This window comes from Campylobacter sp. CH278, from assembly GCF_004378845.1.
Taxonomy (GTDB): domain Bacteria; phylum Campylobacterota; class Campylobacteria; order Campylobacterales; family Campylobacteraceae; genus Campylobacter_D; species Campylobacter_D jejuni.
Genome location: NZ_RYXZ01000001.1, coordinates 132,155 through 155,566, shown reverse-complemented (window position 1 = coordinate 155,566; position 23,412 = coordinate 132,155). Strand labels below are relative to the sequence as shown.

The following is a 23,412-nucleotide window of genomic DNA, read 5'->3' as shown; positions in this document are numbered from 1 at the left end:
AAAATGCTTCAAGCTTTAGCGATTAAATACAGACCAAAAACTTTTGATGAACTCATAGGACAAAAAACAGTTAGCGTAAGTTTAAAATACGCCCTAAATCATAATCGCTTAGCTCATGCTTATCTTTTTTCAGGACTTAGAGGAAGTGGAAAAACTTCAAGTGCTAGAATTTTTTCTCGTGCTTTAGTTTGCGAACAAGGACCAAGTGATACTCCATGTGGTACTTGCAAACACTGTTTTGCAGCACTTGAAGGCAAACATATAGACATTATAGAAATGGATGCTGCAAGCAACCGTGGGCTTGAAGACATACAAGCCTTAATCGAACAAACCAAATACACCCCTTCTATGGCAAGATTTAAAATTTTCATCATTGATGAAGTACATATGCTTACCCCACAGGCTGCAAATGCACTTTTAAAAACCTTAGAAGAACCCCCAAGTTATGTTAAATTTATACTTGCAACCACTGATCCTTTAAAACTCCCAGCTACTGTGCTTTCAAGAACGCAACATTTTCGCTTTAAACAAATTCCACAGAGTGAAATTTTAAACCATCTTAAAGAAATTTTACTTAAAGAAAATGTTAAATTTGAAGAAGAAGCTTTAAAATTTATAGCAAGAAGTGGCAACGGATCTTTAAGAGATACTTTAACCTTGCTTGACCAAGCCATTATTTTTTGTCAAAATGAAATCAGCATTAGCAAGATTACCGATATGTTAGGCTTTTTAGATCCTCAAAAAATCAAAGCCTTTTATCAGGCTATCTTAACAAAAGACAAGGAAAAAGTTTTTGCATACTTAGAAGAATTACAAGACTATGAAGCCTCAAGCGTGATCGATGAAATGCTTTTTTATTTAAAAGAAAGTTTTTTTGCAAAAAGTACAGAATTTTCTACTTTAATTTATGAAAGATTTTTCCGTATTTTATCAAAAGCTAAAAATATGCTTTGCGATGATGATGGCTTTACGATTTGTGTTATGGCTTTTATGATGATGGAAGCAAGCCATTTAAAAGAAATTGATGCACAAATCCAAGAAATCAAACAAGAAAATACAACAAATATTACACCTAGGATCACACCTTCTCCTATCATACCTAATCTTGAGAAAAAAATAGAAAAAAATGCTTATGAAATCTTGCTTGATAGTATTTATGATAGGGATTTTGATCTTGCAGAATGCTTTAAACAAAGCACGAAATTTATTAGTTTTGAAAACAATACCTTAAATATAAGCTCAAATGCACAAGGACAAAATCGCGATACACTCAATAAAGGCTTTAAACTCATACAAGAACTTTTTAAAGCTAAATTTGGAGAAAATGCTAAAATTAATGTGCAAAAAGCACTAACAATTGATGAAAATAAGCTTCAATCCTTAACTCAAGAATTACCAAACAATGAAAATAAAAACATAGATATTCAAAGTTCTATTAATATGCTTAAAGAAGGAGCCAAAAAATTTGACCCACAAGAAGATCTTAAAGAGGCTCTTAAAGATTGTTTTGGAGAGCCTAGTATAGAAAATTAATCATCATTTTTAAGAGAGATGAAAATCAAAGCTAAAAACATATAAGTTACCAATCTTGTAGCATCAGCTAAACCGTTCCAAACCTTGCTCATCCACATTCCAAACCATTCTGCAGCAACTACTTGGAAGGCAAAAAACCATAAAATACAACAACAAGTTAAAGAAATAATCCCAAAAATCTTAGCATTATGAAAGCTTTGGGCATCTAAATTTCTAGCTTTAAACATATCATAAGCACCTTTTAGAGCTGTTAAGGTAATAAAAGTTTCAAAAAGAATAATTGCTATATAGCCTATATGATGAATCACAGGAGAAGTAATAGCCCTATAAACTATAGCATTACCCAAATAATCAGGCTTTGTATCCATACTCATCACATGCGAAACAAATTGGAAATTAGAATTGTAATCTGTCACATTTCCAAAAACCACTATACCTGCTAACGATGCAACGGTAAGCAAAATAATAATTTTTGAAAATCTAATCATTTTGCTTATGCAAAAACATTTTTGTTGCATTTATACTCCTTTAATAATATATTTTGGTAATATTAATTATATATAATATATTCTTAATAAAAATTAAATTTTTAAATTCTTTTAAGTCTTAAAGAATTAAGCACCACGGTAATAGAGCTAAAACACATTGCAAGTGCTGCTATATGAGGACTTAAAGTGATAAAAGGTATAAATCCTGCCGCAATAGGAATGCAAAGTACATTATAAATAAAAGCCCAAAAAAGATTTAGCTTAATAATACCGCGTGTTTTTTTAGCAAGTTTAAAGCATTTAAAAATCGCTGATAAATCATCTTTTATCAAGATAAAATCTCCTGTTTTTTTAGCAAGTTCATTTGCTTTTGAAAAACTCATACTCACGCTTGCAGCAGATAAAGCCGCCGCATCATTGATCCCATCTCCTACAAAAAGAGTTTTTTCAAATTTTTGAATGATTTGTAGTTTTTCTTCACTCTTAAGTTGAGCGTGAAATTCGTCTATTTGTAATTCTTTGGCTATTTTTTCTACATTTTTTACATGATCACCACTTAAAATAAAAGTTTTAAGATTTTGCTTTTTTAAATTTAACACAAGCTCTTTAGCCCCATCTTTTAAAGCATTGCTTAACAAAACACCGCCTAAACACTTTTTATTCTTAGCAAAATACACCCTAACATATTCTTTAAAAGAATCAAAAAAGATATCACTTTCTTTTGTGTCAATTTCATTTTCGTGCAAAAACTTCGCATTGCCTACGAGATAAATATCATTATCTTCTTTGTATTTTATACCAGAACCCACAATCACTCTTCCCTCGCCCTTTAAATCAAAAATTTGATCTTTATGCAAAGCCTTAGCTATAGGATGAGAGCTTAAACTTTCAATTTGACATAATTTATCAAAATCATCTTTAGAAAGATTGTGCTTAAAAATACTCAAATTTTCCTTTGTCAATGTACCTGTTTTATCAAAAAAAGCATACTTAACTAAGGCTAATTTTTCTAAAGCAGCAGGATTTTTAACAAGAATGAAATTTTTTGCCGCATTTGCACTTGCCACAACCAAAGCTATAGGTGTTGCAAGCCCTAAAGCACAAGGACAAGAGATCAAAAGCACAGCACAAGAGTGTAAAAAAGCTGTATTTAAATCTGCTTTTAGCGCCCAAAAAACAAAAACTAAAAAAGCAAAAAATATTATACCCCCTACAAAGTATTTAGAAATTTGATCTGCTAAATTTGCCAAAGGACTTTTGATATTTCCTGCTTCAAAAACTAGATTTTTGATTTGTTCTAAAGTACTATCCATAGCCTTTTTATTTGCTTTGATCCTTAAAGCACCATTTAAAACTACTGCTCCTGCTTGAACTTCATCGCCTTCTTTTTTTAAAACAGGCAAAAACTCTCCATTTAAAAAACTCATATCAAGCTCTGCACTCCCTAAAAGCACTACTCCATCTGCGATAATGCTTTCTCCTTCTTTTACCAAAAGCACATCGCCACTTTTGACAAAAGAACTTGAAATTTCTTTAATACTTTCATCTTCAAGCAAAATTTTTGTCTTTTTTGTATCTATATTTTCTAAAATTCTTTGATAATCTTGTGCCTTAAATTTAGCCTTGCTTTCAAGATATTTTCCTAAAAGCACAAAGGAAATAATCATCATTGCACCGCTAAAATACAAATCTTCTTCTTTAAAAATTTGCAAATACACCAAAAAAGAATACACAAAAGCACTCAAAGTCCCCAAAGCTACAAGGGTATTCATATCTAAATTTTTACTTTTAAGTCCTAAAAAAGCATGGGAAAAAAAGTCTCTCCCACAATAAAATATCCCAAAAAAACTCAAAGCCATTTGGATATTTTGCGAAAAAGAACTTTTAACAAACATTTCAAAATACATAATAATCACACTCAAAACTATACTTAAGAGCAAATTTTTTCTTAATTCTAAGTGTTTTTTTGCCTTATATGCGTTCAAGCTTTGCTCATCTTCTAAAATTTCAAAGCCTAAATTTTGAATTTTTGCGATGATATCTTTACGTTTTTCTTGATTTTCAAGTAAAAAAACCCCGCTAGAATTCACATAAGAAACACTAGCATCTTTAACACCATCAATTTTTTTACAAGCTCTTTCTATGGCATTAGAACAATTAACGCAAGTCATTTTGCCTATTTTTATACGCAATTCTTCCATTATAAACGCTCTACGATCTCAAAACCTAAATCTTGAAATTCTTTTGTAAAATTTGATACTTGATTTTCTTCTAAATTTAAACTTAAAATTTTTTGATCCAAATCCACTTCTATATTTCCAAATTCATCTTCGAGAGAATTTTTGATCAAATTTACACAATTCATGCAATTAACATTTTTCACTTTAAATTTCATTTTCGCTCCTTATAGGTTGTATAGTAATGTGCCCGATTTCAAATTCATGTAGTAATTTATGGGATAAATCTTGAGATAGTTTTTCAAATTCCTTTAGATTGCAAACTTTCACTTTTAAATGCATAGAAGCTACTAGCATTTTATTGGTAATTTGAGTAATATGCAAATCCACCACCTCATCCACACTAGGATTTAAAAGCAAAACTTGTCTTACTTTTTCTATATCCACAGGAGAACTTTCAAGCAAGACATTAGCGCTTTGTTTAAGCAAGATAATCGCCCATCTTAAAAGCAAGATTGATAATACAATAGCTAAAACCGTATCTATATAAACAATACCGCTAAAATACACCACAATCCCACCTATAATAACCGCTAAAGAACCCAATAAATCGCTCATCATATGCAAAAAAGCGGACTTCATATTGACATTTTCTAAATTTGCACCCTTAAACATCATCAAAGCATTAACCCCATTTACCAAAAAGCCCAAAATAGCTACAATTATCATGGTTTTAGCGTCAATTTCCTTTGGATTAATAAATTTTTCTATAGCCTCATAAATGATAAATAAAGCCGATAAAATAATGGTTAGAGCATTGATAAAAGCCACTAAAACTTCAAGACGAAAATACCCAAAGGTCTTTTGATGATCTTGCCATTTTTCTACAGCTATAATGGCTAAAAAACTAAGAGCTAAGGCAAAAACATCAGAAAACATATGCAAAGTATCGCTTAAAAGTGCCAAAGAATTTGAAAGGATTGAATAAATAAATTGCACAAGCATCATAGAAAAAGTCATTAAAAGAGAAATTTTTAAAATCTTTTTATCCATACTCCTTGCATCAGCATGGGAATGATGATGTTCATGAGAATGTTCTTCGTGATTATGATGACAAGATTTGTTAGCTAAAGGCTCGTGTGATAAAAATTTATACATCTTATATCCTTTTTGCTTGACATTTTAAGATATTAAGCTAAAAAGGATATAAATATTTGTTATTTTTATAAAAATTAAAAGTCAAAAAGCTCGCCTAGCCAACTTTCTTTCTTTTTCTTTTTATAGTAGTCATTGTGCTGATGATAAGCTGAGTCATTATATCTTGACTCTTGTCTTGGAGCTTGGTTAAAATTTGCTGTATTAGGGACACTGCGTTCTATGATTTTGTCAAGTTCTCCACGATCAAGCCAAACGCCACGACACTTTGGACAATAATCAATCTCAACTCCACTCCTATCACTCATAACCAAATCTACATTACAAACTGGACATAACATACAATACCTTTTTTTAAATTTTTGATTTAAAATTATAAAAAGAAATATTAAACAAATTTACAACAAGTTTTAATGTTTTTTTGCATGTCTAGTCATCATAAAACTTTGTTCAAAAAATATAAGCAAAGTAACACTCACTCCTATAGCTAGAGCCAAAGTCACAGAAACAGTTGTAAAAAAATAATCAAAAAATTGAACCAAAAATTCAGACTTAGCCTTCAAATCATCACTGCGTATAAAAGAAATAAGATACAAAATCGCTTTATAAGCATAAATTCCAGGTATCATAGGAATAAGAGCAGGAAAAGCGATAATTTCAGCAGGGGTTTTGATGATTTTTGCTAAAGCAATTCCTAAACATCCTATGCAAAATGAAGCAACAAAAGTTGCGATTGCTAAAGTTTGAAAATGAAAATATTCCACCAAAGTAAAACGAAGCCCATGTGCAATTGCTGCTAAAAGAGCAGATAAAATAAGGGTTTTTAAAGGTGGATTGCAAGCATAAGCAAAGCCAAATCCCGCCACAGCAGCAAAAAACATATCTCTTAAAATAAATTCAATCATCTTAAAATCCCAAAATCCGAAATACTAAGCGTCATGTAAATTCCAAGCGCTATACAACAAATCAAAATAGCCACGCTGATAATACGACTAAGTCCCATTAAAATATGATCTTTTAATATATCAATCACAGAATTTATAAAAAATACCCCTGGTATAAGATACAAGATACTAGAACCCAAAGCCACATCAGAAGTATTGGTATATCCCATATCCAGTCCAAAAAATACAAACCACGATGAGATAAAAGAACAAAGGATGTATTGAATTCTTAAATCAATCTTTGCTTTAGTTAAAATATATCTTAACAACAATCCCACAAAAGTTGCAAAAAATACTAAATTTCCAGCACCAAAATCACCACCAAAAAGTCTACAAAAAGCTGAATTTGCCATAGAAACAAATAAAAGATTAAGCAAATAAGAATGCTTTTTTTGTTGAGAAATTTGCTCAAAAACGACTTTCGCTTTTTCAAGATCGTATTTGTGATCATATATAGCCCAGCTTAAAGCACTTAAATCAAAAATAAGTTTAAAATTAACATGGGCATGATGATTGGGTATAACATAAGTTCTTTGAATGGAGTTATCATCCATATCTACAACATTTAAAGTAATATGATGAAAAAAGAAATTGATATTTATCTCATAGCCATAAACCTCAGCTATTCTTCCTACGCATTTTGCCACCCTAGCTGTATAAGTTCCAGCACCTAGCAAAGTTTTAGTATATACGATTAAAAAATTAGTTAATCTTTGTATATCAGGTTTTTCCATATTTTAATAATCTTTGATTGAATTTGTTATAATTATAGCAAATTTTAAAATAAATAAGGAGAAAAAATGGCAAAAATCGGTATAGTTGGTTTAGGTTATGTAGGAGCTGCTAGTGCTTATAGCATAGTTACTCAAGGAATTTGTTCAGAACTTTACTTATATGATATAAAACAAGATTTAGCTCTAGCTCATGCAAGAGATTTGGAAGATGTGTCAGCCATTCATTTTTCTTATACAAAAATTTTTCATGTGCCAAATTTAGAAAATTTAGCTTCTTGCGATATTATCATTTTAGCTTTTAGAAAAGAAAGCTTAAAAGAATTACCTAGTCGCTTAGTAGAACTTAAAAACAATACCCTCGAACTTAAAGACATTGTCTTAACCTTAAAAAATGCTAATTTTAAAGGCAAATACATTGTCGCAACAAATCCAAATGACACCATAACTTACTACACTCAAGTATTAAGCCAATTACCTAAAAATCATGTTTTTGGTAGTGGAACAAATTTAGATAGTTCAAGACTTAAGAAATTGTTAGCCAAAGATTTAAACATAAATTCAAAAGATATTTTTGCTTGTATGATTGGTGAACATGGAGATTCTCAGTTTGCAGCACTTTCTAATGCAAGCGTTTTAGGACAAAATTTATTAGATTTTTATAAGCAAAAATTAGGCAAAGATTTAGACATACAAGAACTCGAAAAAGCCGTGATTAGCGAGGGATATTTCATCTATGAACGCAAAGGAAGGACAGAATTTGGCATAGGAACTTCTTGTGCAAATTTAGCCAAAGCCATCCTAGAAGATAGAAAAAGTTTACATCCTGTAAGTGTGGTTTTTGATGATATAGCTTTTTCAATGCCCGCTATCATAGGAAAAGATGGTATAGAAAAGGTTTTTGAATTAAAATTCAATGAAAAAGAAAAAACAAAATTAGAAAATTCAAAACAACAAATCAAAAACGCCATACAAAGCGTAAAAGATAAAATTTAAGCCTTTTTAAAAGGCTTTTTGATTTTGATATAAATTAAACTTGCTAAAATCACAAAAACAATTATAATGATTAAAATTTGAGTTAAATAAGTTTTAATCAACTCTTCATTTTGTCCTATATAATAACCCAAAAATACAAGTATAGCCATCCAAATAGCACTACCAAGTGCAGTAAAAAGTATAAAATTTACAAGTTTCATTTTTACCAAACCTGCAGGCATAGAGATGTACTGACGAATTCCTGGTAAAAGACGACAAGTAAAGGTTGAAAATTCCCCGTGTTTGTTGAAAAATTCTTCAAATTTGGCAAATTTGGCTTCGTTTATACCAAAACACTTACCCCATTTTAATACAAAATTTTTACCCCAAAAAAAACAAATATAATAATTAATCAAAGCCCCTAAAACAGAACCTAAAGTCCCGCTAAGTATACAAAGAGTGATATCAAGTTCGCCTTTATGTGCCAAATATCCAGCAGGTATCATAACAACTTCACTTGGAAAAGGTATAAAACAACTCTCTAAGGTCATTAAGATAATAATACCCAAATACCCCCAAGCACCAGCCGTCTCAACAATAAAAGAAATGATTTCTTGCATATTAGCCTTATTTGAAGAAAATTTTAAAAAATTGTAGCTTAAAAGATTAAACAGTAAAAAGCGGTTTTACACCGCTTTTTTTATTTACCTGCAACTGAAACTTGATTTGGATTGTCTGCTGCACGAGCGATCATGCACTCTTTTAAAACAGCAGCATCAGCTGGATCGCTAACTTTTTTATTAATCCAGCGTTCAACTTGTTTCATTGTTTTTGACTCTGGCTCTGGAGCTTCGTATTTTGCCATCAAACTTGCACAATCAGCCAAAGCAATGATAGGTAATAAACTTGCAAAAAGTATTTTTCTCATCTTTTGCTCCTTAGAATTTTACATTATACATTAACATGATATTATCAGCTCTTGCTTTATCTTTTTTCGCTCCACCAAATGGTAAGCCACGATTACCCCAAATATTTTGGATATTAGTATAACTTAAGCGTAAGAATTGATATCTATCAAGTTGATAAATCACATAAAAATCATGTGCTGTTCCTCTTGTCATTCTTATATTAAGCGGATCGTTGATACTTGGACGGCTCATAGTATACCAGTATCTACTTCCCCAGAAGAACTCATATCCTACTTTTAAAGCTTTGGTAAAATCATAGCGTCCGCCTACATGTACAGCATAGCCGTCCTCTTCATTAAATTTACCATTACCATAACCTTGTTTTTGAAGAATTCCACTTAATGTAGAGCTTAATTGATTGTTGTTCCCGTGAGAATAACCTAAAGATAGAAAATAATTAAAATTCGTTCCAAAAGCTTTATAATTTTCAAAATGAAGATTTGCTATAGTTAAATCTCCTAAATTTACCACACCATCATCATCAAGAATAGTAGTAGCACCATTACTAGATAAACCAATTGGACCATTGTTAAGTGGTAAAGCAAAATCACTTAAATATGCAATATTAAATAATATTAAATTATCTCCCATACCTTCTATAGGAAGCTCTCCTTCTACTGCAGCATAGTAAAGATTTGCATCAGCATCTTTTTGATCGCTCATCCAGTCTCTTACCTTACCTTCTTCATCCCATTGATAAGTTTTACCATAAGCTGCACGGATAGCTACCTTATGATCTTGCAAACTTTCAGGCTTATAAGTGATCACTGCTGCATCACCTAAAGCGTTGATTGCTAAGGCTGGATAAGTTGATTGTCTTAAAGCATTGTTTCTAAGATTACTTCCTGGACCATCGGTTCCTGGCTGTCTTCCTACGGTTGCAATCCACTCAGGTGTGATATAGTAGTCAAGATAAGCTCTATCTACATAAAGTACAGGCCCACTTGATCTTGTGTTTCTTCCTGAATCTAAGTCATAAGGGCTTCCACTCCAACCCATTTGAGACCAGTTTTTAGCCATAGATAAACGACCATAGAATTTGGTTTTATCATTAATATCAGCATTCATATTTAAATGAAGCTCATTCATCCATTTGTTGTTAGCACTATAATCTTGTCCGCTAACTTTATAGTTTGTATTTGAAACCGCTGTTGAAAACTCAAGTCCAAATTTAACCTTGCTCAAAGCAGCTTGAAATTCTGTTTCATTGGCTCTATCATTAAGATCGGCAAGTTCAGCTTTTACAGCTTCATTTTGCTTAGCTTGAACTTCCCTTTCTTTTCTGATTTCTGCAAGTTCAGCTTGAATTTGTGCAAGCTGTTTTTGAAGCTTGGTTATCTCATCATCTGTATTTTTAGCAAAAAGTGAAGATGAAAGAAGACAAGCACTTAAAATAAGTGAAAACTTAGTTTTCATAATCATAACTCCTTATAATTTTGTTACATTTAGTAAATTAAAATTGTGATTATAGAAAAAAAAGTTTAAAAAAAAATTATACATTAATCATTTTTAGCTAGTCAAACTTATGACTAGCTTTGTAAATATTGTAGTTTCAAAAAAGTTTTAAAATTTTAAATTTTTAAATTTTATCGCAAATTTTGATGTCTAAAATTTTATCTCCTTGGCGTATAGAATCTAAAACTTCTAAACTTTCTTCATCTTTTGGATCAATTTGCCCAAAAACAGTATGAACCCCATCCAAATGAGCTTGAGGGCTGTGACAAATAAAAAATTGAGAGCCACCCGTATCGCGTCCTGCGTGTGCCATAGATAAGGTTCCACGCTCATGCTTATGTTCTTGATCATCACATTCGCAAATGATTTCATATCCAGGCCCACCTATGCCATTGCCGTGCGGACAACCTCCTTGTATGACAAAATTTGGGATCACACGATGAAAATTTAAATCTTTATAAAACCCTTCATTAGCCAAAGTAGCAAAATTACAAACCGTTTGTGGAGCCTCATCGCCAAAAAGTTTTAGTTTCATTGTGCCTTTTTCAGTTTCTATAAGAGCAAATTTGTATTCGTTTACTTTGCTTGTGTCAATTGTCTTTATCATTATTTCTCCTTAATCTATATTTGTATAAACAGCTTGAACATCATCATCGTCTTCTAACTTATCTAAAAGTTTTTCTATATCGCTAAGCTGTTCTTCGCTAAAGCTTACAGGATTGTTTGGTATATACTCAAGCCCTGCTTTTTTAAGAACTAAACCCTTAGCTTCTATAGCAGAACTTAGCTCACCAAAGGCAGTATAATCACCGCTAATTACTAACTCTTCTTCATTTTGTTCTAATTCTTCAAGTCCTGCATCAATCAAATCAAGTTCTAATTCTTCTAAATCTCCTGCAAATTTTTCAAGATGAAAAACCGCTTTTCTAGTAAACATAAAGCCTAAAGATCCATTTTGTAAAACTTCTCCACCATTTTTGCTAAAAATAGCTTTTACATTAGCCACGGTGCGTGTAGGGTTATCGCTCATACATTCAACTATAACCAAAGCTCCATGTGCAGCTTTTCCTTCATAATGAATGTTTTTAATATCTGCGCTATCTTTTCCGCTCGCACGCTTAATAGCCGCATCTATATTATCTTTTGGCATATTATTTGCTTTTGCTGTAGCTATAGCACTTCTTAATTTTGGATTCATATCAGGATCGGTGCCACCTTCTTTAGCGGCTACTTGTATGGCTTTAGCAAGCTTAGGAAAAAGCTTACTCATTTTATCCCATCTAGCCTCTTTAGAAGCTCTTCGGTATTCAAACGCTCGTCCCATAAATTCTCACTTTCTTTAAAGATTTTTAAACTTAAAAGTATAAACTAAAAAGGCTAATTAAAGCTTTAAATGGTATGATTTTACCATTTATTTTTGGGGAGAAGCTTTTTGAATATCGCAAAAAAAGAACTTTTTGTTGCTTGGTTTTTCTTGATTACTGCTATTGTATTTGAAGTTTTAGGTACTAGTTTTTTAAAAATGGAAAATCAAATTTTAGGCTATATATTTATGGCTTTATTTATAGCTTTTTCTTATTTTTTTATGGGCAAGGCGATTAAAAAAATTCAAGTAGGTATAGCCTATGCTGTATGGGAACTTTTAGGGATTATTCTTATACTTTTAGTTTCTTTTATAGTTTTTAAAGAGAGTTTAACCTTAACTCAAATTCTAGGCATTATTCTTTCTATCGTTGGAATTATCATGATTAATATAGGCGAGGTTAAAGAATAATGTATATTTTTATCATTGTTCTATCGGCATTGTTAGATATCGTAGCAAATTTATTACTAAAAAAATCAGATGGTTTTAAGCATAAAATTTGGGGCTTGGCTGCGATTGTCAATGCTATACTTGCTTTTTTTCTACTTTCTTTTTCTTTAAAATATGTTCCTTTAAGTATAGCTTACTCAACTTGGGGTGCTATAGGCATCATAGGAACTTGTCTTGGTGGATGGATTTTATATAAAGAAAAATTAAACAAAATAGGAATTTTAGGTATCATTATCGTAATAATAGCAGTATTTTTGCTAAATTATTAAAACAGCAAAATGCTGTTTTAATGTTCCATTTTGTTTTTCGCTTCAATACCCATTAAAGAAAATGCAGTTTTAATACTAAGAGCAACCAAAGAAAATAATTTAAGCAAATCATTTTCATTTGCAGAGCCTACAACTTTATTTTCATTATAGAATTTATGAAAATTTGCAGCTAAATTTTTAAGATAATCAGGAATTTTTTGCAAAGCTCTAGCCTCAAAAGCATCGTTTAAAATAGCCTTTAAATTCAAAGCTTCAAAAAGCAAATTTACGCCATCTTGATTTAAACTTTGCAAATCAGCCTTCATTACATCATCGGTTTTTTTACCAGCTTTAGCAAACACTTGATGAATTCTAGCGTGTGCATAGTTGATATAATACACAGGATTAGAGCTATCTTCTTTTTGCAAATCACTAATATCAAATTCCAAATGAGTATCACACTTTTTACTCAAAAAGATATAACGTAAAGCATCACTTCCTATCTCATCAACTACATCGCTCATCAAGATAAAATTTCCTGCTCTTTTACTCATTTTATAAGGCTCTCCATCTTTAAGCAAGGAAACCATTTGTGCTAAAATAATCTCAAGATTATTAGAGTCAAATCCCAAAAACTCCATCGCAGCTTTCATTCTAGGGATATAACCATGATGATCTGCCCCCCAGATATTAATACACTTTCCATAACCACGACTCATTTTATCTTTATGATAAACAATATCTGCTGCCAAATAAGTCCCGCGTCCATCTTCACGGATAATTACACGATCTTTTTCATCGCCTTTTTGCGAAGAAGCAAGCCAAATTTTGCCTTCTTGCTCGTAAATTCCTTTATGTTCTTTTAAAGATTCTAAAGTTGCACTTAAAGCATCATAATATGATCTTTCGCTTACATAGCTGTCTATTTTAATCTTTGCTTGTTCTAAATTTTGTTTAATCAAAACAAGCATTTTATCTTTTGCCCAATCAGCCAAACTAGGGATATTTTCTTGGCTAAAAAATTCTTTACCAAATTTTTCAAAAGCTTCTTTTGCTAAATCTGCTATATACTCGCCTTTGTAATATTGCTCTGGATATTCAACATTTTCATGAAGTATATTTTCTTTCACGCTTAGTAAAATAGAAAGCCCTAGTAAATAAATTTGATTACCCGCATCATTGACATAGTATTCTGTATCAAATTTATAACCCAAATGTCTTGCAAGTCTTGTTAAGGTGTCTCCAAAAACAGCGCCTCTTGCATGTCCTATGTGTAAAGGCCCAGTAGGATTTGCGCTCACATATTCAAGCAAAAAACTTTCTTGTTTTTTTTCTCCTTTGGTAAAATCATTTGGATTTGCTAGAGCCTGATTTGCAAGTTCATTTAAAAAAGTTTTGGAAATTCTAAAATTTAAATACCCATTCACAGCTTCAACTGATTCAAAACAATCATGATTTTGAAATTTGCTCGCTAAGTCGCTAGCGATCAACATAGGGGATTTTTTTAATTCCTTAGCCAGTGAAAAAGCCAAAGGGGTAGCAAAATGTGCTAAATTTTTATCCTTTGGATTTTCAAGCGCAAAATCACACTCTAAAATCTTTTTAATTTCATTAAAAATAATACTTTTCAAAAGACTAAACCTTAAGCTTTTTTTGTTTCGTCTATACTTGCATCAGCATTTGTATTATTAGTTGTGTTTTTGTTTTCTTCTATTTTTTGAGTATTTTTTGCTACTTCATCATCATTATTCATTTCGTCTTTAAAAGTTTTAATACCTTTGCCTAAACCCTTTGCAAGTTCTGGAATTTTTTTTGCTCCAAAAAGCAATACAACAATCAATAAAATAATCAACCAATGACTTGGACTTGACCAACCACCCATTTTATTCTCCTTCATTCCAAATATTCTGAATTTGTCCTAGATTCTGCCCTTTGGTTCTAAATTTATGGGCGATTAAAATCGCTCGCAATGCTTCATAACTTTGCTTTAACTCATCGTTAATGATAAGATAATCATACTCGCTAAGCTCTTTCATTTCATCACTAGCGTTTTGTAATCTTTTTTCTAGTTGTATTATTGTATCAGCATTTCGCTTAATAAGTCTTTTTTTTAACTCATCTTTATTTTTTGTAGTAATAAAAACAGAAACAATCTTATCAGCCATTTTTTTTCTGGCTATTCTAAATCCTTGCACATCAATATCAAAAACAACTATTTTTCCATTATCTAAAGCATTTTGAGTGTGCTTTAAAGAAGTACCATAAAAATTTTCATGCACTCTAGCCCATTCTAAAAAATGATCACTATCTATACCTTTTTGAAATTCTTCATGGGATATAAAATGATAATGTATTCCATTTTTTTCACCCTCTCTTGGTTTGCGAGTTGTTGAAGAAATAGAAAAATAAAGCTCATCTTCAAATTCATCAAAAAGTTTTTTTAAAAGAGTTGATTTTCCAGCACCACTAGGACCTGAAATCAACAAAACAAAACCTTGCAATTTCAATCCTCTTTAAAACTAATGTTTATATTTATATTCATATTCATACCCTTAAGAGCAGCTTTTAAGGTATCATCTTTAATACTTGAAGTGATCGCTCCTGCTATGCTTTGGCTAAGCTCATTAACTATCTCTTCGCTATTATCATCTTTAGTTGCATCACTTACTATAGGCTCTTCATTTTTTTCTAAGATTTCCTCTCCAAGAGCTTCTTGTATATCACTTTCTTTCAATGCATCAAAATCACTTATATTTAAATTTGGCACAACCACTTCCTCTTCATTTGTTCCTAATTCTTTATCGTCTAAAATTGGTTCATCTTTAAAATCTTCTAAAACCTTGCTACTATTGTCACTATCAATACCATAATCAAGCTCATCAAGTTGAGCTAGTTCTTCTTTGATTTGATCTTGAGTACTCAAATTTGAAGTAAAATCATCCATTTCATCTTGAACATCTTCTTCCACAACAGGAACAAACTCCTCTAAAACTTCCTCTGATTCTTCATTATCTTTTGCCTGACCTAAAAATTCAGCATCCTCAGGAAGATCATCAAAATCCATTTCTTTTTCTTGCTCTTCAACCACAGGAAGATCATCAAAGTCGCTTATATTAGCTTGTAATTCTTTATTATCTTCTAAATCTTCATCATTTTTATCATCTAGCTCATCTAAACTAAGCTCAGTATCCAAAGCTGTATGTTCTTGGCTTAAGTCTTCTTTTTCGCTTTCGCCATCTTCTAAAGTTAAATCTAAATCAGTTTGAATGTCTTCTTGAGTCTGTTCTTTAGTTGCTTCTTGTTCTAAATTTTCATCTTCTAAATTTTGAGTTTCTAAAGTTTCGTTTGCATTATCATCTTGCGCATCATCATCAAAACTCAAATCTTCCATTCCATCTGAATTTATATCTAAAGAATTTTCATCAGGTAAATCATCTAAATTTAAATTATCTAAATCCAAGCTTATATCAGCATAAGGATTTTCATCATTGCTTAACATTGGCAAATCAATAGGCGTATGTTTGTTTATATCTTTATTATTCAGTAAATTTAAAAAATCTGTAGGTAAAAAAGGTTTTTGTAAAATTTGCGCATCTATATCTTCTACATTTTGGTTTCGCGGAGCTAAAAAAATCAATCTATCACATTTTTCTTTAAGAATTTTTAAAGGTGCTGGAGTATCGCTATCTACAACAATCACATCATAATTACCCAAATTTTCACTATAAGCATTAAGTTCTTCAAAATCATAAGACATTTTTTTAGCACTAAGGCTTACAAGTCTTGAAACTACAGGGTTTTCATTTAAAAGTAAAATTTTCATCACTTTAATCCTTAAAAAATAATCGCTATTTTACGATAATTTCATTTATCCTTTCCTTAGGAGAAAAAAAGAGTTTGCATATGAGTAAAAAGTTCTAAAATTAAATTTTTAAAATATTGCATCATAACTAATAAAATAGCGATCAAAACTACAAAACCTAGGGCTATCTTTATAGGATAACCAATAACTAAAAGATTAAATTGTGGCATTGTTTTCATCAAAAGTCCAAAAATAACATCGGCTAAAAGTGAAATTCCAAGTATAGGAAAGCTCATAGTAAAACCTATGATGAAAATATTAAACATACCCATATTTAAATAATGCATTAAATTCTCATGCGGATAAAATCCACCTAAGCTAATATAACCTAAAGAATGACTTAAAAACAAAAGCATTAAATGATGACCATCAAAAGCAAGAAAAAACATCAAAGCAAGTAAATTTAAAATTTGAGATGTGATAGGCATGCTCGTTCCAGAACTTGGATCTAATATACTTGCCATAGTAAATCCCATAGTAAAAGCAATCTGCTCACCTGCCATCATAATAATAGCAAAAATAATTTGAAGCATTAATCCTGCTATCATTCCAAAAATCACTTCACTAATAAGCTGTAAAACAAAAAAACTATCTAAATGCAAAGATTCTAATCTAGCCAAAGGATATAAATACATAGTCAAAAATAAAACTATAGTACTTTTTATCACCATAGGAATAGAATTATGTGAAAAAAAAGGAAAAAAAACTATAAGACCACTCATTCTAGCAAGAAGCAACATAAAAGTTACAACATTTTTATCGCCTAAATAATTAACAAATTCCATTAGCGTTTATAGTATAAGTTTTATCACAAAAACTTGCAAGCTTGCTATCGTGAGTTACAAAAAATAAAGCTGCATCATTTTCTTTAACATAGGAAATTAAAAGCTCGATAACATTTTTAGCATTATCAAAATCCAAATTTCCAGTTGCTTCATCAGCAAAAATAATCTTTGGTTTTTTACAAAGCACACGTGCGATACTCACACGCTGTTGTTGTCCGCCGCTAAGCTTTCCTATTTTTTGATGTAAAAGCGTATCAATACCTAACCTTTTTAAAATTTTCTCATCTAAATCTTGACCCGATAAAACACTAGCAAGTTCGATATTTTCTAAAGCTGAAAAACCTTTAAAAAGATAATGTGTCTGAAAAATAATACCAAAATCATAACGGCGAATTTTTAATCTTTCGTTTTCATCTATCTGATAAAGACTAGAACCTTTAAAAAAAACTTCACCTTTTTTTGGAATCAATAAAGAAGAAAGTATATGCAAAAGAGTAGATTTACCACAACCGCTACTCCCTTGAATAGCAATGCAATCTTTGGTATTTAAAGTAAGATTTAAACCCTCAAAAAGCGGATAATCAAAACTATGGCTTAAATTTTCCGCTCTTAAGAGTTCCATTTTTAACCATTTTTAAAGTTGTGCAGCAACTTCAGCCGCAAAATCTTCAGTTTTCTTTTCTAAACCTTCGCCAACTTCAAAGCAAATAAATTCAACAATTTTAATTTTTCCGCCAAATTCTTTTTCTTTTTCAGCGATCACTTGTTCTACAGTTTTTTTATCATCCATTACATAAAACTGACCCATTAAAGTAAGTTTGCTATCGAGTTGAGAATTATCAGCTATAAAACTATTCATTTTACCCGGGATAATATTGTCCCAAATTTTTTCAGGTTTACCTTGAGCTTTAAGCTCTTCTTTGATTTTTTCTTCAGCTTCTTTTAAAATTGCATCGCTTAATTGTTTGCGACTTGCAAATTGAGGAATTTTATGTTCAGGTTTATTTGGATCTTTAAGTCTGCGTCTTTCTTCATTTTCTTTTTCAAGTTCAGCAACCAAAGCTTTGTATTCATTTTCAACAAAAGTCATATCCAAATCTTCATAACTTAAATAACTTGGTCTCATTGCTGCAATATGCATACAAATTTGTCTTAACAAATCTCTTGATTTTGAAGCCACTTCAGCGCTATCGCAAGCTGCAGCAATCACAACACCAACACGGCCATTTGTATGGATATAACCATTTACAACGCCATTAACACCTGCTTTTAAAGTTGCAAATCTTCTTACAACTAAGTTTTCTCCTATAGTTGCAATTTGACTTTTTAAATATTCTTCAAATTTTACACCATTGATTGTGCTTGAATGAAGTTCTTCCACACTTTGCAAGCTATTGCTTTGAATATGAGCTGTAGTATCTTTTGTTAAAGCGATAAACTGATCATTTTTTGCCACAAAATCTGTTTCGGAATTAATCTCACTTACAGTTGCACTTGTAAAATCATCACTTACTTTTACACTTACTAAACCTTCTGCAGCAAGTCTATCTGCTTTTTTAGCAGCCTTACCTAAACCTTTTTCTCTTAAAAGTTGTACTGCTTTATCAAAATCTCCATTAGTTTCACTCAAAGCATTTTTACAATCCATCATCCCCGCGCCTGTACTTTCGCGGAGTTCTTTCACCATTGCAGCAGTAATTTCAGCCATTATTCTTGCTCCTCACCGAAGTCTTCTTCGCTCATCGCTTCATCTAAAACTTCTTTTTTCTCTTCATCGGTGATTTCTTTTTCTTCATTTGCTAAAGCTTCGCCATCTTGTTCTCTTAAAGCTTTTCCTTCATTAATCGCTTCAGCCATTTCTTGGCAGAAAAGTTGCACTGAACGAATTGCATCATCATTTCCTGGAATAGGATAAGTTACCAAGTCAGGATCGCAGTTTGTATCTAGTGGAGCTACAACAGGAATTCTTAATCTATTTGCTTCTTGAACAGCAATTTTTTCTTTTACTGTGTCAATAACAAAAATCATATCAGGTTGAGTTTTCATATAACGAATTCCACCTAAATAAGCTAATAATTTTTCTTTTTTTCTTGTAAGCATTAAAGCTTCTTTTTTAGTTAAAAGTTTAATACTTCCATCTTCTTCCATTTTTTCAATTACTTCTAATTTTCTAATTGATTGGCGAATAGTACCAAAATTTGTCATCATACCGCCAAGCCATCTATGATTTACATAAGGCATACCGCATTTTTCAGCGTATTCTTTAATCGCTCCACCTGCTTGTTTTTTTGTCCCAACAAAAAGTATAGTTTTTCCTTCGGCAGCAGCGTCACGAACGATATTATAGGTATATCTAAAATATCTTAAAGTTTTTTGTAAATCAATTACATAAATACCTTTTCTCTCGCCAAAAATGAATTTTTTCATCTTTGGATTCCAGCGTCTTGTTTGGTGTCCAAAATGCACACCGCATTCTAATAAATCTCTCATACTAACCATGAGTTTCTCCTTATAAATTTAGCTTTATTCCTCCACATCCCTTAATTTACACAAGCTAAAAAGGATTGATGTGTGTGAAATGAAGCTAAGATTTTATCAAATTTAAGTTTAGTTTTTACTTATATATGTAGTCCTTGGTAAGGCTTAGATTATTATTGATTTCTTTTGTGATTAAAAATTGAAACAAATCCACGCTTCCAACACGAAAAGCAGAGGCACAAGAACGAAGGTACAAATCCCACATTCTTATAAATTCTTCATCATATTTTTCCCTTACCTTGTCTAATACTTTGTTAAAATTTTCATCCCATAAATCTAAAGTTTTTGCATAGTGCATTCTTAAACTTTCTGCTAAAAGAAGATGAAAATCCCACTCGCTCATAGCACTTACAACCTCTCTTAAAGAAGGTAAATATCCTCCTGGAAAAATATATTTATCTATCCAAGCATTTGTTTTTCCTTCAAACATGGCTAAAATAGAATGTAAAAGCATAGAACCTCCAGGTTTTAACACTTGTTTTACTTTCATGAAATAAAGTCCTAAATTCTCTTTACCTACATGTTCAAACATACCCACAGAAACAACTTTATCAAAATAATTTTCAAATTCTAAATCTTGATAATTTTGAAGTCTTATTTCTATTTTATCTTCAAGATCAAGTTCTTTTACTCTTTCCTTAGCTTTTTTACACTGCTCCTCTGAAATAGTAATTCCAACAACCTTAACTCCATACTTTTGAGCCGCCATAATAGAAAGCCAACCCCAACCACAACCTATATCTAAAAGCTTTTCTCCTTCTTTTAAATCAAGTTTTTTAAGGGTATGTTCTATTTTATTAATTTGAGCTTCATAAAGAGTATTGTTAGGCTCTTTAAAATAAGCGCAAGAATAGCTCATAGTATCATCAAGCCAAAGCTTATAAAAATCATTACCTATATCATAATGACTTTTGATATTTTTACTTTCTTGCTTTTGAGTTATTTTACTCAATACATCTTTTTTGGTTTTAAAAAATTGCTGATTAGAAAAATAATATAATACCCTAGCCATTTCATCATAATCGCCCTCTATGTCAAGTTTTGCCTGCATATAATGTCTTGCAAAAACCAAACTTGTATCACCAAATAACTCCAAAAAAGGAATTTTTTCTTTAAAAACTAAAGAAAATTTAGCAGGTTTGTTTCCGATAAAAAATTCTTCTTTATCCCAAAAAATAACTCTAAAATCCCCATAATCCCATTTTTTTAAAATAGATTTGATTAAAGTTTTTTCTAACATAAAATACTCCTAAATTCTAAAATAATTATATTTTGAAGTATCTCTCTTTAAATATTAAAAATTAATAAAAATGAAGAAAAAATAAGATTTTTGCCATTATCATTAAATAATGGCAAAAAATGTAATATTAATGTAATTTAGACCAAACAGAACGCTTCCAACCTATAGCAAAAATACTTAAAATTACAAAGAATATCATTACATAAATTCCTGTAGTTTTTCTTTCTTCTTTTTTGCTATCACCCACTTGATCAATATAAGATACAACCTTAGCCTGTGCAGCTTCTGTTAAACCTACTCTTGGCATAGCGGTTCCTGGAAGAAGTTTTTGAGTGTTATTGATAAAATCATGTAAATATTGCTCACCACGAGATCTTATCATCATAGAAAGATCAGGCGGAACAGAACCTAAATAAGTTTTTAAATCATTTTGATTTGATGGAGTAAAAAAGCTATCGTATTTCATATCATGACAACGTCCGCAAGCCTCAATAAAAGTTGCTTTATCTTTAGCAAATTTTATATCTTTTTCCATTAAAGCCGCTTTTTGAGCACTATTTTCCATTTTAGCATATTTTGCCTCAACATCTTTCTTAATAGTAGCATCTTCATTGGCTTCAAATTTAACACTCACATCTTTAAGATAAGCAATTACATTGGCTATATTTGCATTTGTAGCTTCTTCACTTTCTCCTGAAGTATCTTTATTGTAAGCTGTCATAATAAAAGCATCACCAAATTTATGATCTACTTTTAAAGCAAGCGCAGGATGCATAATCAAAGCTGCTAAAAATTTTTCATCAAAAATAGCACCAGCTGCACTAAGATCAGGCGGTATTACTCCCATAGAAGAATCAGTAATATTAGCTGCTATTCCATCTTCTTTTACACCATGACATGCAAAACAGTTATTTTCAAAAAATTCTTTACCTTTTTTTGCATCACCCTTAGCAAAATCGATCTTTGCAACATCTGCCCAAAGTGTTTCAACCTTGCTTAATTCTTCTTTTGCTTTTTCAAGTTCTTTGTTTGCACTCTCTATTCTTTTAGCATCTCCTGAAGCTTGTGCATCTTTTAGAGCTAATTCTTTAGCTTCAACTATACCTTTTGCAAAAGTAGTATCTTCAACAGCAAAATCAAAATTTGCAGGAGCAACATGAGGCTTCATCACTGAATGAGCATAAGGCTCTACCCCCCAATATACAAGTGCAGTAAAAACTACTACAACTAAAAATATTTTTATTTCTCTCATTGTTTAGCTCCTTTTCTCTCCATAATAGTAATAACCGGTAAAACTACAATAAGTAAAAGCAAAAATACTATAGAAGCGTAAAATCCTACCCAAGCATTTACACCTGTTGGAGGTAATTTTCCATAAACTGTTAAAACAATTAAATCAATAAGCAATATCCAAAACCAAATGAAAAATAAAGGTCTTTCATGAGCTGGTTTTACAACATCACTTCTATCAAGCCAAGGAAGCAAGAAGAAAATCACTTGAGCAATACCAAATGCAGCCAAACCTATATCAAAAGCTTTAATACCTGCAATATCAAAGAAAAATCCTCTTAAAACTTCATAACTCCATAAGAAATACCACTCAGGATAAATATGAGCTGGTGTTTTAAGCGCATTAGCTGGATCAAAATTAATTGGATCCATTGCAAATTCAAATTTAAAACAGACCAAATAAAAGAAGAAAATCATAAAAAAGCTTATATACATAAAATCTTTTGATAAAAATCCTGGCCAAAAAGGAATCACTTTAGAACCCTTTGTGTCACCTGCCATGTATTTTTCAGCCTCTAAATCAAAGTCAAGTTCTTCAGAAATTTCATTATTAACATGAGGAATTCTTAAAGAATAGAAGTGAAATGCTATAATAGCAATGATAACTATAGGAAGCAAGCACACATGAAGCATAAAAAATCTTGTTAAAGTTGGATCAGAAACCGCATAATCCCCACGAATCCAAATCACAAGCTCAGGGCCAATAAATGGTATCCCTCCAAAAAGATTAGTGATTACTTGAGCTGCCCAATAACTCATTTGTCCCCAAGGAAGCATATACCCACTAAAAGCTTCAGCAGAAAATACAACAAACAAAAGCATACCGCTAACCCAAATCATCTCACGACCTTTTTTATAAGAACCGTAATAAATTCCTGTTAGCATATGTATGTATATAATCAAAAATACAACAGAAGCGGCAACACCATGCATGTGACGCCAAAGCCATCCATAATCCACCTCTTGCATAATAGTCTTATTCACACTATCAAAAGCAAGCGCAGTATCTGGTTTATAATACATCACAAGTAAAAGTCCTGTAATAAAAAGCACTGCAAAAAGAGTGGTTAAAATAACCCCCATTGCCCAAAGAAAGTTAATTTGCTTTGGTATCCAATACTTTACCATTAAAACATCAAGCAGTTTATGCACTGCAAGTCTTTGATCAAGCCAATCTACAAGGCCATTAGCTTTTCTAATTTGCGCCATC

The 23,412-nt window shown here is 31.4% G+C and carries 27 protein-coding genes; 4 read left to right on the top strand and 23 right to left on the bottom strand.

Annotation, left to right across the window (positions count from 1 at the left end; all coding sequences use genetic code 11):
• Positions 1-3 precede the first annotated feature (3 nt).
• Positions 4-1,533 (top strand): DNA polymerase III subunit gamma/tau, encoded by a 1,530-nt coding sequence (locus tag ELQ04_RS00800; protein ID WP_044778013.1) that lies wholly within the window; start codon positions 4-6, stop codon positions 1,531-1,533.
• Here the strand turns inward: ELQ04_RS00800 and ELQ04_RS00795 are convergent.
• The 7 genes from ELQ04_RS00795 to ELQ04_RS00765 all read right to left on the bottom strand — a co-directional run bounded on the left by ELQ04_RS00795 (position 1,530) and on the right by ELQ04_RS00765 (position 7,031).
• Positions 1,530-2,051, bottom strand: coding sequence for a DUF2165 family protein (locus tag ELQ04_RS00795; protein WP_002884471.1), 522 nt, complete (start codon positions 2,049-2,051; stop codon positions 1,530-1,532). The genes ELQ04_RS00800 and ELQ04_RS00795 overlap by 4 nt on opposite strands.
• 71 nt (positions 2,052-2,122) lie before the next feature.
• The gene (gene copA, locus ELQ04_RS00790) at positions 2,123-4,222 is read right to left on the bottom strand and encodes a copper-translocating P-type ATPase CopA (RefSeq protein WP_002937285.1); all 2,100 of its coding nucleotides are present in this window, start codon (positions 4,220-4,222) and stop codon (positions 2,123-2,125) included.
• Positions 4,222-4,416 carry a cation transporter gene (locus tag ELQ04_RS00785; RefSeq protein ID WP_002882808.1) on the bottom strand — a complete coding sequence of 65 codons (195 nt, stop codon included), beginning with the start codon at positions 4,414-4,416 and terminating at the stop codon, positions 4,222-4,224. Before ELQ04_RS00785 ends, copA begins: the two co-directional genes overlap by 1 nt.
• Complete coding sequence (gene czcD, locus ELQ04_RS00780) at positions 4,406-5,356, bottom strand: CDF family cation-efflux transporter CzcD (protein ID WP_044306116.1); 951 nt, start codon at positions 5,354-5,356, stop codon at positions 4,406-4,408. Before czcD ends, ELQ04_RS00785 begins: the two co-directional genes overlap by 11 nt.
• Before the next feature lie 74 nt (positions 5,357-5,430).
• Positions 5,431-5,694 carry a zf-TFIIB domain-containing protein gene (locus tag ELQ04_RS00775; protein WP_002831611.1) on the bottom strand — a complete coding sequence of 88 codons (264 nt, stop codon included), beginning with the start codon at positions 5,692-5,694 and terminating at the stop codon, positions 5,431-5,433.
• Between the two features lie 69 nt (positions 5,695-5,763).
• Positions 5,764-6,258, bottom strand: a complete 495-nt coding sequence (locus ELQ04_RS00770) for a threonine/serine exporter family protein (RefSeq protein ID WP_002853757.1) — start codon at positions 6,256-6,258, stop codon at positions 5,764-5,766.
• Entirely contained in the window at positions 6,255-7,031 is a 777-nt protein-coding gene (locus ELQ04_RS00765) for a threonine/serine exporter ThrE family protein (RefSeq protein WP_002853925.1), read from the bottom strand. The genes ELQ04_RS00770 and ELQ04_RS00765 overlap by 4 nt, the downstream gene beginning before the upstream one ends.
• Before the next feature lie 66 nt (positions 7,032-7,097).
• On the opposite strand from ELQ04_RS00765, the gene ELQ04_RS00760 reads away from it, so the two are divergent.
• Positions 7,098-8,024: an L-lactate dehydrogenase gene (locus ELQ04_RS00760; RefSeq protein ID WP_044778015.1), complete on the top strand. Its 927-nt coding sequence runs from the start codon at positions 7,098-7,100 to the stop codon at positions 8,022-8,024.
• Here ELQ04_RS00760 and ELQ04_RS00755 read toward each other — a convergent pair.
• The 5 genes from ELQ04_RS00755 to ELQ04_RS00735 all read right to left on the bottom strand — a co-directional run bounded on the left by ELQ04_RS00755 (position 8,021) and on the right by ELQ04_RS00735 (position 11,750).
• The gene (locus ELQ04_RS00755; RefSeq protein WP_134224417.1) at positions 8,021-8,623 is read right to left on the bottom strand and encodes a DedA family protein; all 603 of its coding nucleotides are present in this window, start codon (positions 8,621-8,623) and stop codon (positions 8,021-8,023) included. The two genes, ELQ04_RS00760 and ELQ04_RS00755, sit on opposite strands and share 4 nt — an antisense overlap.
• Before the next feature lie 80 nt (positions 8,624-8,703).
• The gene (locus ELQ04_RS00750; RefSeq protein ID WP_002822505.1) at positions 8,704-8,931 is read right to left on the bottom strand and encodes a hypothetical protein; all 228 of its coding nucleotides are present in this window, start codon (positions 8,929-8,931) and stop codon (positions 8,704-8,706) included.
• 10 nt (positions 8,932-8,941) lie between these two features.
• Positions 8,942-10,387: a DUF3373 family protein gene (locus tag ELQ04_RS00745; RefSeq protein WP_134224416.1), complete on the bottom strand. Its 1,446-nt coding sequence runs from the start codon at positions 10,385-10,387 to the stop codon at positions 8,942-8,944.
• A gap of 163 nt (positions 10,388-10,550) precedes the next feature.
• Positions 10,551-11,033 carry a peptidylprolyl isomerase gene (locus ELQ04_RS00740; protein WP_002869004.1) on the bottom strand — a complete coding sequence of 161 codons (483 nt, stop codon included), beginning with the start codon at positions 11,031-11,033 and terminating at the stop codon, positions 10,551-10,553.
• 9 nt (positions 11,034-11,042) lie between these two features.
• On the bottom strand, positions 11,043-11,750 hold the full coding sequence (locus ELQ04_RS00735) for a YebC/PmpR family DNA-binding transcriptional regulator (RefSeq protein ID WP_002780603.1): 708 nt from the start codon (positions 11,748-11,750) through the stop codon (positions 11,043-11,045).
• A 108-nt stretch (positions 11,751-11,858) separates the two neighbouring features.
• Here ELQ04_RS00735 and ELQ04_RS00730 point away from each other — a divergent pair, with 108 nt between their 5' ends.
• Positions 11,859-12,200, top strand: coding sequence for a multidrug efflux SMR transporter (locus ELQ04_RS00730; protein WP_057100441.1), 342 nt, complete (start codon positions 11,859-11,861; stop codon positions 12,198-12,200).
• Positions 12,200-12,508: a multidrug efflux SMR transporter gene (locus tag ELQ04_RS00725; protein ID WP_002780599.1), complete on the top strand. Its 309-nt coding sequence runs from the start codon at positions 12,200-12,202 to the stop codon at positions 12,506-12,508. The genes ELQ04_RS00730 and ELQ04_RS00725 overlap by 1 nt, the downstream gene beginning before the upstream one ends.
• Positions 12,509-12,525: 17 nt before the next feature.
• On the opposite strand, the gene argS is transcribed toward ELQ04_RS00725, so the two are convergent.
• The 11 genes from argS to ELQ04_RS00670 all read right to left on the bottom strand — a co-directional run bounded on the left by argS (position 12,526) and on the right by ELQ04_RS00670 (position 23,411).
• Positions 12,526-14,118 (bottom strand): arginine--tRNA ligase, encoded by a 1,593-nt coding sequence (gene argS / locus ELQ04_RS00720; RefSeq protein ID WP_002937275.1) that lies wholly within the window; start codon positions 14,116-14,118, stop codon positions 12,526-12,528.
• Positions 14,119-14,129: 11 nt separating this feature from the next.
• Entirely contained in the window at positions 14,130-14,369 is a 240-nt protein-coding gene (locus ELQ04_RS00715; RefSeq protein WP_002852866.1) for a twin-arginine translocase TatA/TatE family subunit, read from the bottom strand.
• 1 nt (position 14,370) lies between these two features.
• Complete coding sequence (gene gmk, locus ELQ04_RS00710) at positions 14,371-14,994, bottom strand: guanylate kinase (RefSeq protein ID WP_079264660.1); 624 nt, start codon at positions 14,992-14,994, stop codon at positions 14,371-14,373.
• On the bottom strand, positions 14,991-16,310 hold the full coding sequence (locus ELQ04_RS00705; protein WP_002937273.1) for a hypothetical protein: 1,320 nt from the start codon (positions 16,308-16,310) through the stop codon (positions 14,991-14,993). Before ELQ04_RS00705 ends, gmk begins: the two co-directional genes overlap by 4 nt.
• A gap of 56 nt (positions 16,311-16,366) precedes the next feature.
• The gene (gene fliR / locus ELQ04_RS00700; protein WP_002855878.1) at positions 16,367-17,134 is read right to left on the bottom strand and encodes a flagellar biosynthetic protein FliR; all 768 of its coding nucleotides are present in this window, start codon (positions 17,132-17,134) and stop codon (positions 16,367-16,369) included.
• Positions 17,121-17,756, bottom strand: coding sequence for an ABC transporter ATP-binding protein (locus ELQ04_RS00695; protein WP_002852807.1), 636 nt, complete (start codon positions 17,754-17,756; stop codon positions 17,121-17,123). The genes fliR and ELQ04_RS00695 overlap by 14 nt, the downstream gene beginning before the upstream one ends.
• A 12-nt stretch (positions 17,757-17,768) precedes the next feature.
• Positions 17,769-18,842 carry a translation elongation factor Ts gene (gene tsf / locus ELQ04_RS00690; protein WP_002937270.1) on the bottom strand — a complete coding sequence of 358 codons (1,074 nt, stop codon included), beginning with the start codon at positions 18,840-18,842 and terminating at the stop codon, positions 17,769-17,771.
• Entirely contained in the window at positions 18,842-19,633 is a 792-nt protein-coding gene (gene rpsB, locus ELQ04_RS00685; protein ID WP_002853455.1) for a 30S ribosomal protein S2, read from the bottom strand. Before rpsB ends, tsf begins: the two co-directional genes overlap by 1 nt.
• Positions 19,634-19,748: 115 nt before the next feature.
• Positions 19,749-20,912, bottom strand: coding sequence for a cyclopropane-fatty-acyl-phospholipid synthase family protein (locus ELQ04_RS00680; RefSeq protein WP_002937268.1), 1,164 nt, complete (start codon positions 20,910-20,912; stop codon positions 19,749-19,751).
• A gap of 127 nt (positions 20,913-21,039) precedes the next feature.
• Complete coding sequence (locus ELQ04_RS00675) at positions 21,040-22,164, bottom strand: cytochrome c1 (RefSeq protein ID WP_002852693.1); 1,125 nt, start codon at positions 22,162-22,164, stop codon at positions 21,040-21,042.
• Positions 22,161-23,411, bottom strand: coding sequence for a cytochrome bc complex cytochrome b subunit (locus ELQ04_RS00670; protein ID WP_002866196.1), 1,251 nt, complete (start codon positions 23,409-23,411; stop codon positions 22,161-22,163). The genes ELQ04_RS00675 and ELQ04_RS00670 overlap by 4 nt, the downstream gene beginning before the upstream one ends.
• Between the last annotated feature and the right edge of the window lies 1 nt (position 23,412).

Bases quoted from the DNA above. Each gene is read 5' to 3' on its own strand.
- ELQ04_RS00770 (WP_002853757.1), bottom strand. From the start codon at position 6,258: ATGATTGAATTTATTTTAAGAGATATGTTTTTTGCTGCTGTGGCGGGA.
- ELQ04_RS00675 (WP_002852693.1), bottom strand. From the start codon at position 22,164: ATGAGAGAAATAAAAATATTTTTAGTTGTAGTAGTTTTTACTGCACTT.
- ELQ04_RS00735 (WP_002780603.1), bottom strand. From the start codon at position 11,750: ATGGGACGAGCGTTTGAATACCGAAGAGCTTCTAAAGAGGCTAGATGG.
- copA (WP_002937285.1), bottom strand. From the start codon at position 4,222: ATGGAAGAATTGCGTATAAAAATAGGCAAAATGACTTGCGTTAATTGT.
- fliR (WP_002855878.1), bottom strand. From the start codon at position 17,134: ATGGAATTTGTTAATTATTTAGGCGATAAAAATGTTGTAACTTTTATG.
- ELQ04_RS00775 (WP_002831611.1), bottom strand. From the start codon at position 5,694: ATGTTATGTCCAGTTTGTAATGTAGATTTGGTTATGAGTGATAGGAGT.
- ELQ04_RS00800 (WP_044778013.1), top strand. From the start codon at position 4: ATGCTTCAAGCTTTAGCGATTAAATACAGACCAAAAACTTTTGATGAA.
- ELQ04_RS00695 (WP_002852807.1), bottom strand. From the start codon at position 17,756: ATGGAACTCTTAAGAGCGGAAAATTTAAGCCATAGTTTTGATTATCCG.
- ELQ04_RS00750 (WP_002822505.1), bottom strand. From the start codon at position 8,931: ATGAGAAAAATACTTTTTGCAAGTTTATTACCTATCATTGCTTTGGCT.
- ELQ04_RS00705 (WP_002937273.1), bottom strand. From the start codon at position 16,310: ATGAAAATTTTACTTTTAAATGAAAACCCTGTAGTTTCAAGACTTGTA.
- ELQ04_RS00715 (WP_002852866.1), bottom strand. From the start codon at position 14,369: ATGGGTGGTTGGTCAAGTCCAAGTCATTGGTTGATTATTTTATTGATT.
- ELQ04_RS00755 (WP_134224417.1), bottom strand. From the start codon at position 8,623: ATGCAAGAAATCATTTCTTTTATTGTTGAGACGGCTGGTGCTTGGGGG.
- ELQ04_RS00680 (WP_002937268.1), bottom strand. From the start codon at position 20,912: ATGTTAGAAAAAACTTTAATCAAATCTATTTTAAAAAAATGGGATTAT.
- ELQ04_RS00760 (WP_044778015.1), top strand. From the start codon at position 7,098: ATGGCAAAAATCGGTATAGTTGGTTTAGGTTATGTAGGAGCTGCTAGT.
- ELQ04_RS00785 (WP_002882808.1), bottom strand. From the start codon at position 4,416: ATGAAATTTAAAGTGAAAAATGTTAATTGCATGAATTGTGTAAATTTG.
- ELQ04_RS00670 (WP_002866196.1), bottom strand. From the start codon at position 23,411: ATGGCGCAAATTAGAAAAGCTAATGGCCTTGTAGATTGGCTTGATCAA.
- ELQ04_RS00725 (WP_002780599.1), top strand. From the start codon at position 12,200: ATGTATATTTTTATCATTGTTCTATCGGCATTGTTAGATATCGTAGCA.
- rpsB (WP_002853455.1), bottom strand. From the start codon at position 19,633: ATGGTTAGTATGAGAGATTTATTAGAATGCGGTGTGCATTTTGGACAC.
- ELQ04_RS00740 (WP_002869004.1), bottom strand. From the start codon at position 11,033: ATGATAAAGACAATTGACACAAGCAAAGTAAACGAATACAAATTTGCT.
- czcD (WP_044306116.1), bottom strand. From the start codon at position 5,356: ATGTATAAATTTTTATCACACGAGCCTTTAGCTAACAAATCTTGTCAT.
- ELQ04_RS00765 (WP_002853925.1), bottom strand. From the start codon at position 7,031: ATGGAAAAACCTGATATACAAAGATTAACTAATTTTTTAATCGTATAT.
- tsf (WP_002937270.1), bottom strand. From the start codon at position 18,842: ATGGCTGAAATTACTGCTGCAATGGTGAAAGAACTCCGCGAAAGTACA.
- ELQ04_RS00795 (WP_002884471.1), bottom strand. From the start codon at position 2,051: ATGCAACAAAAATGTTTTTGCATAAGCAAAATGATTAGATTTTCAAAA.
- ELQ04_RS00745 (WP_134224416.1), bottom strand. From the start codon at position 10,387: ATGAAAACTAAGTTTTCACTTATTTTAAGTGCTTGTCTTCTTTCATCT.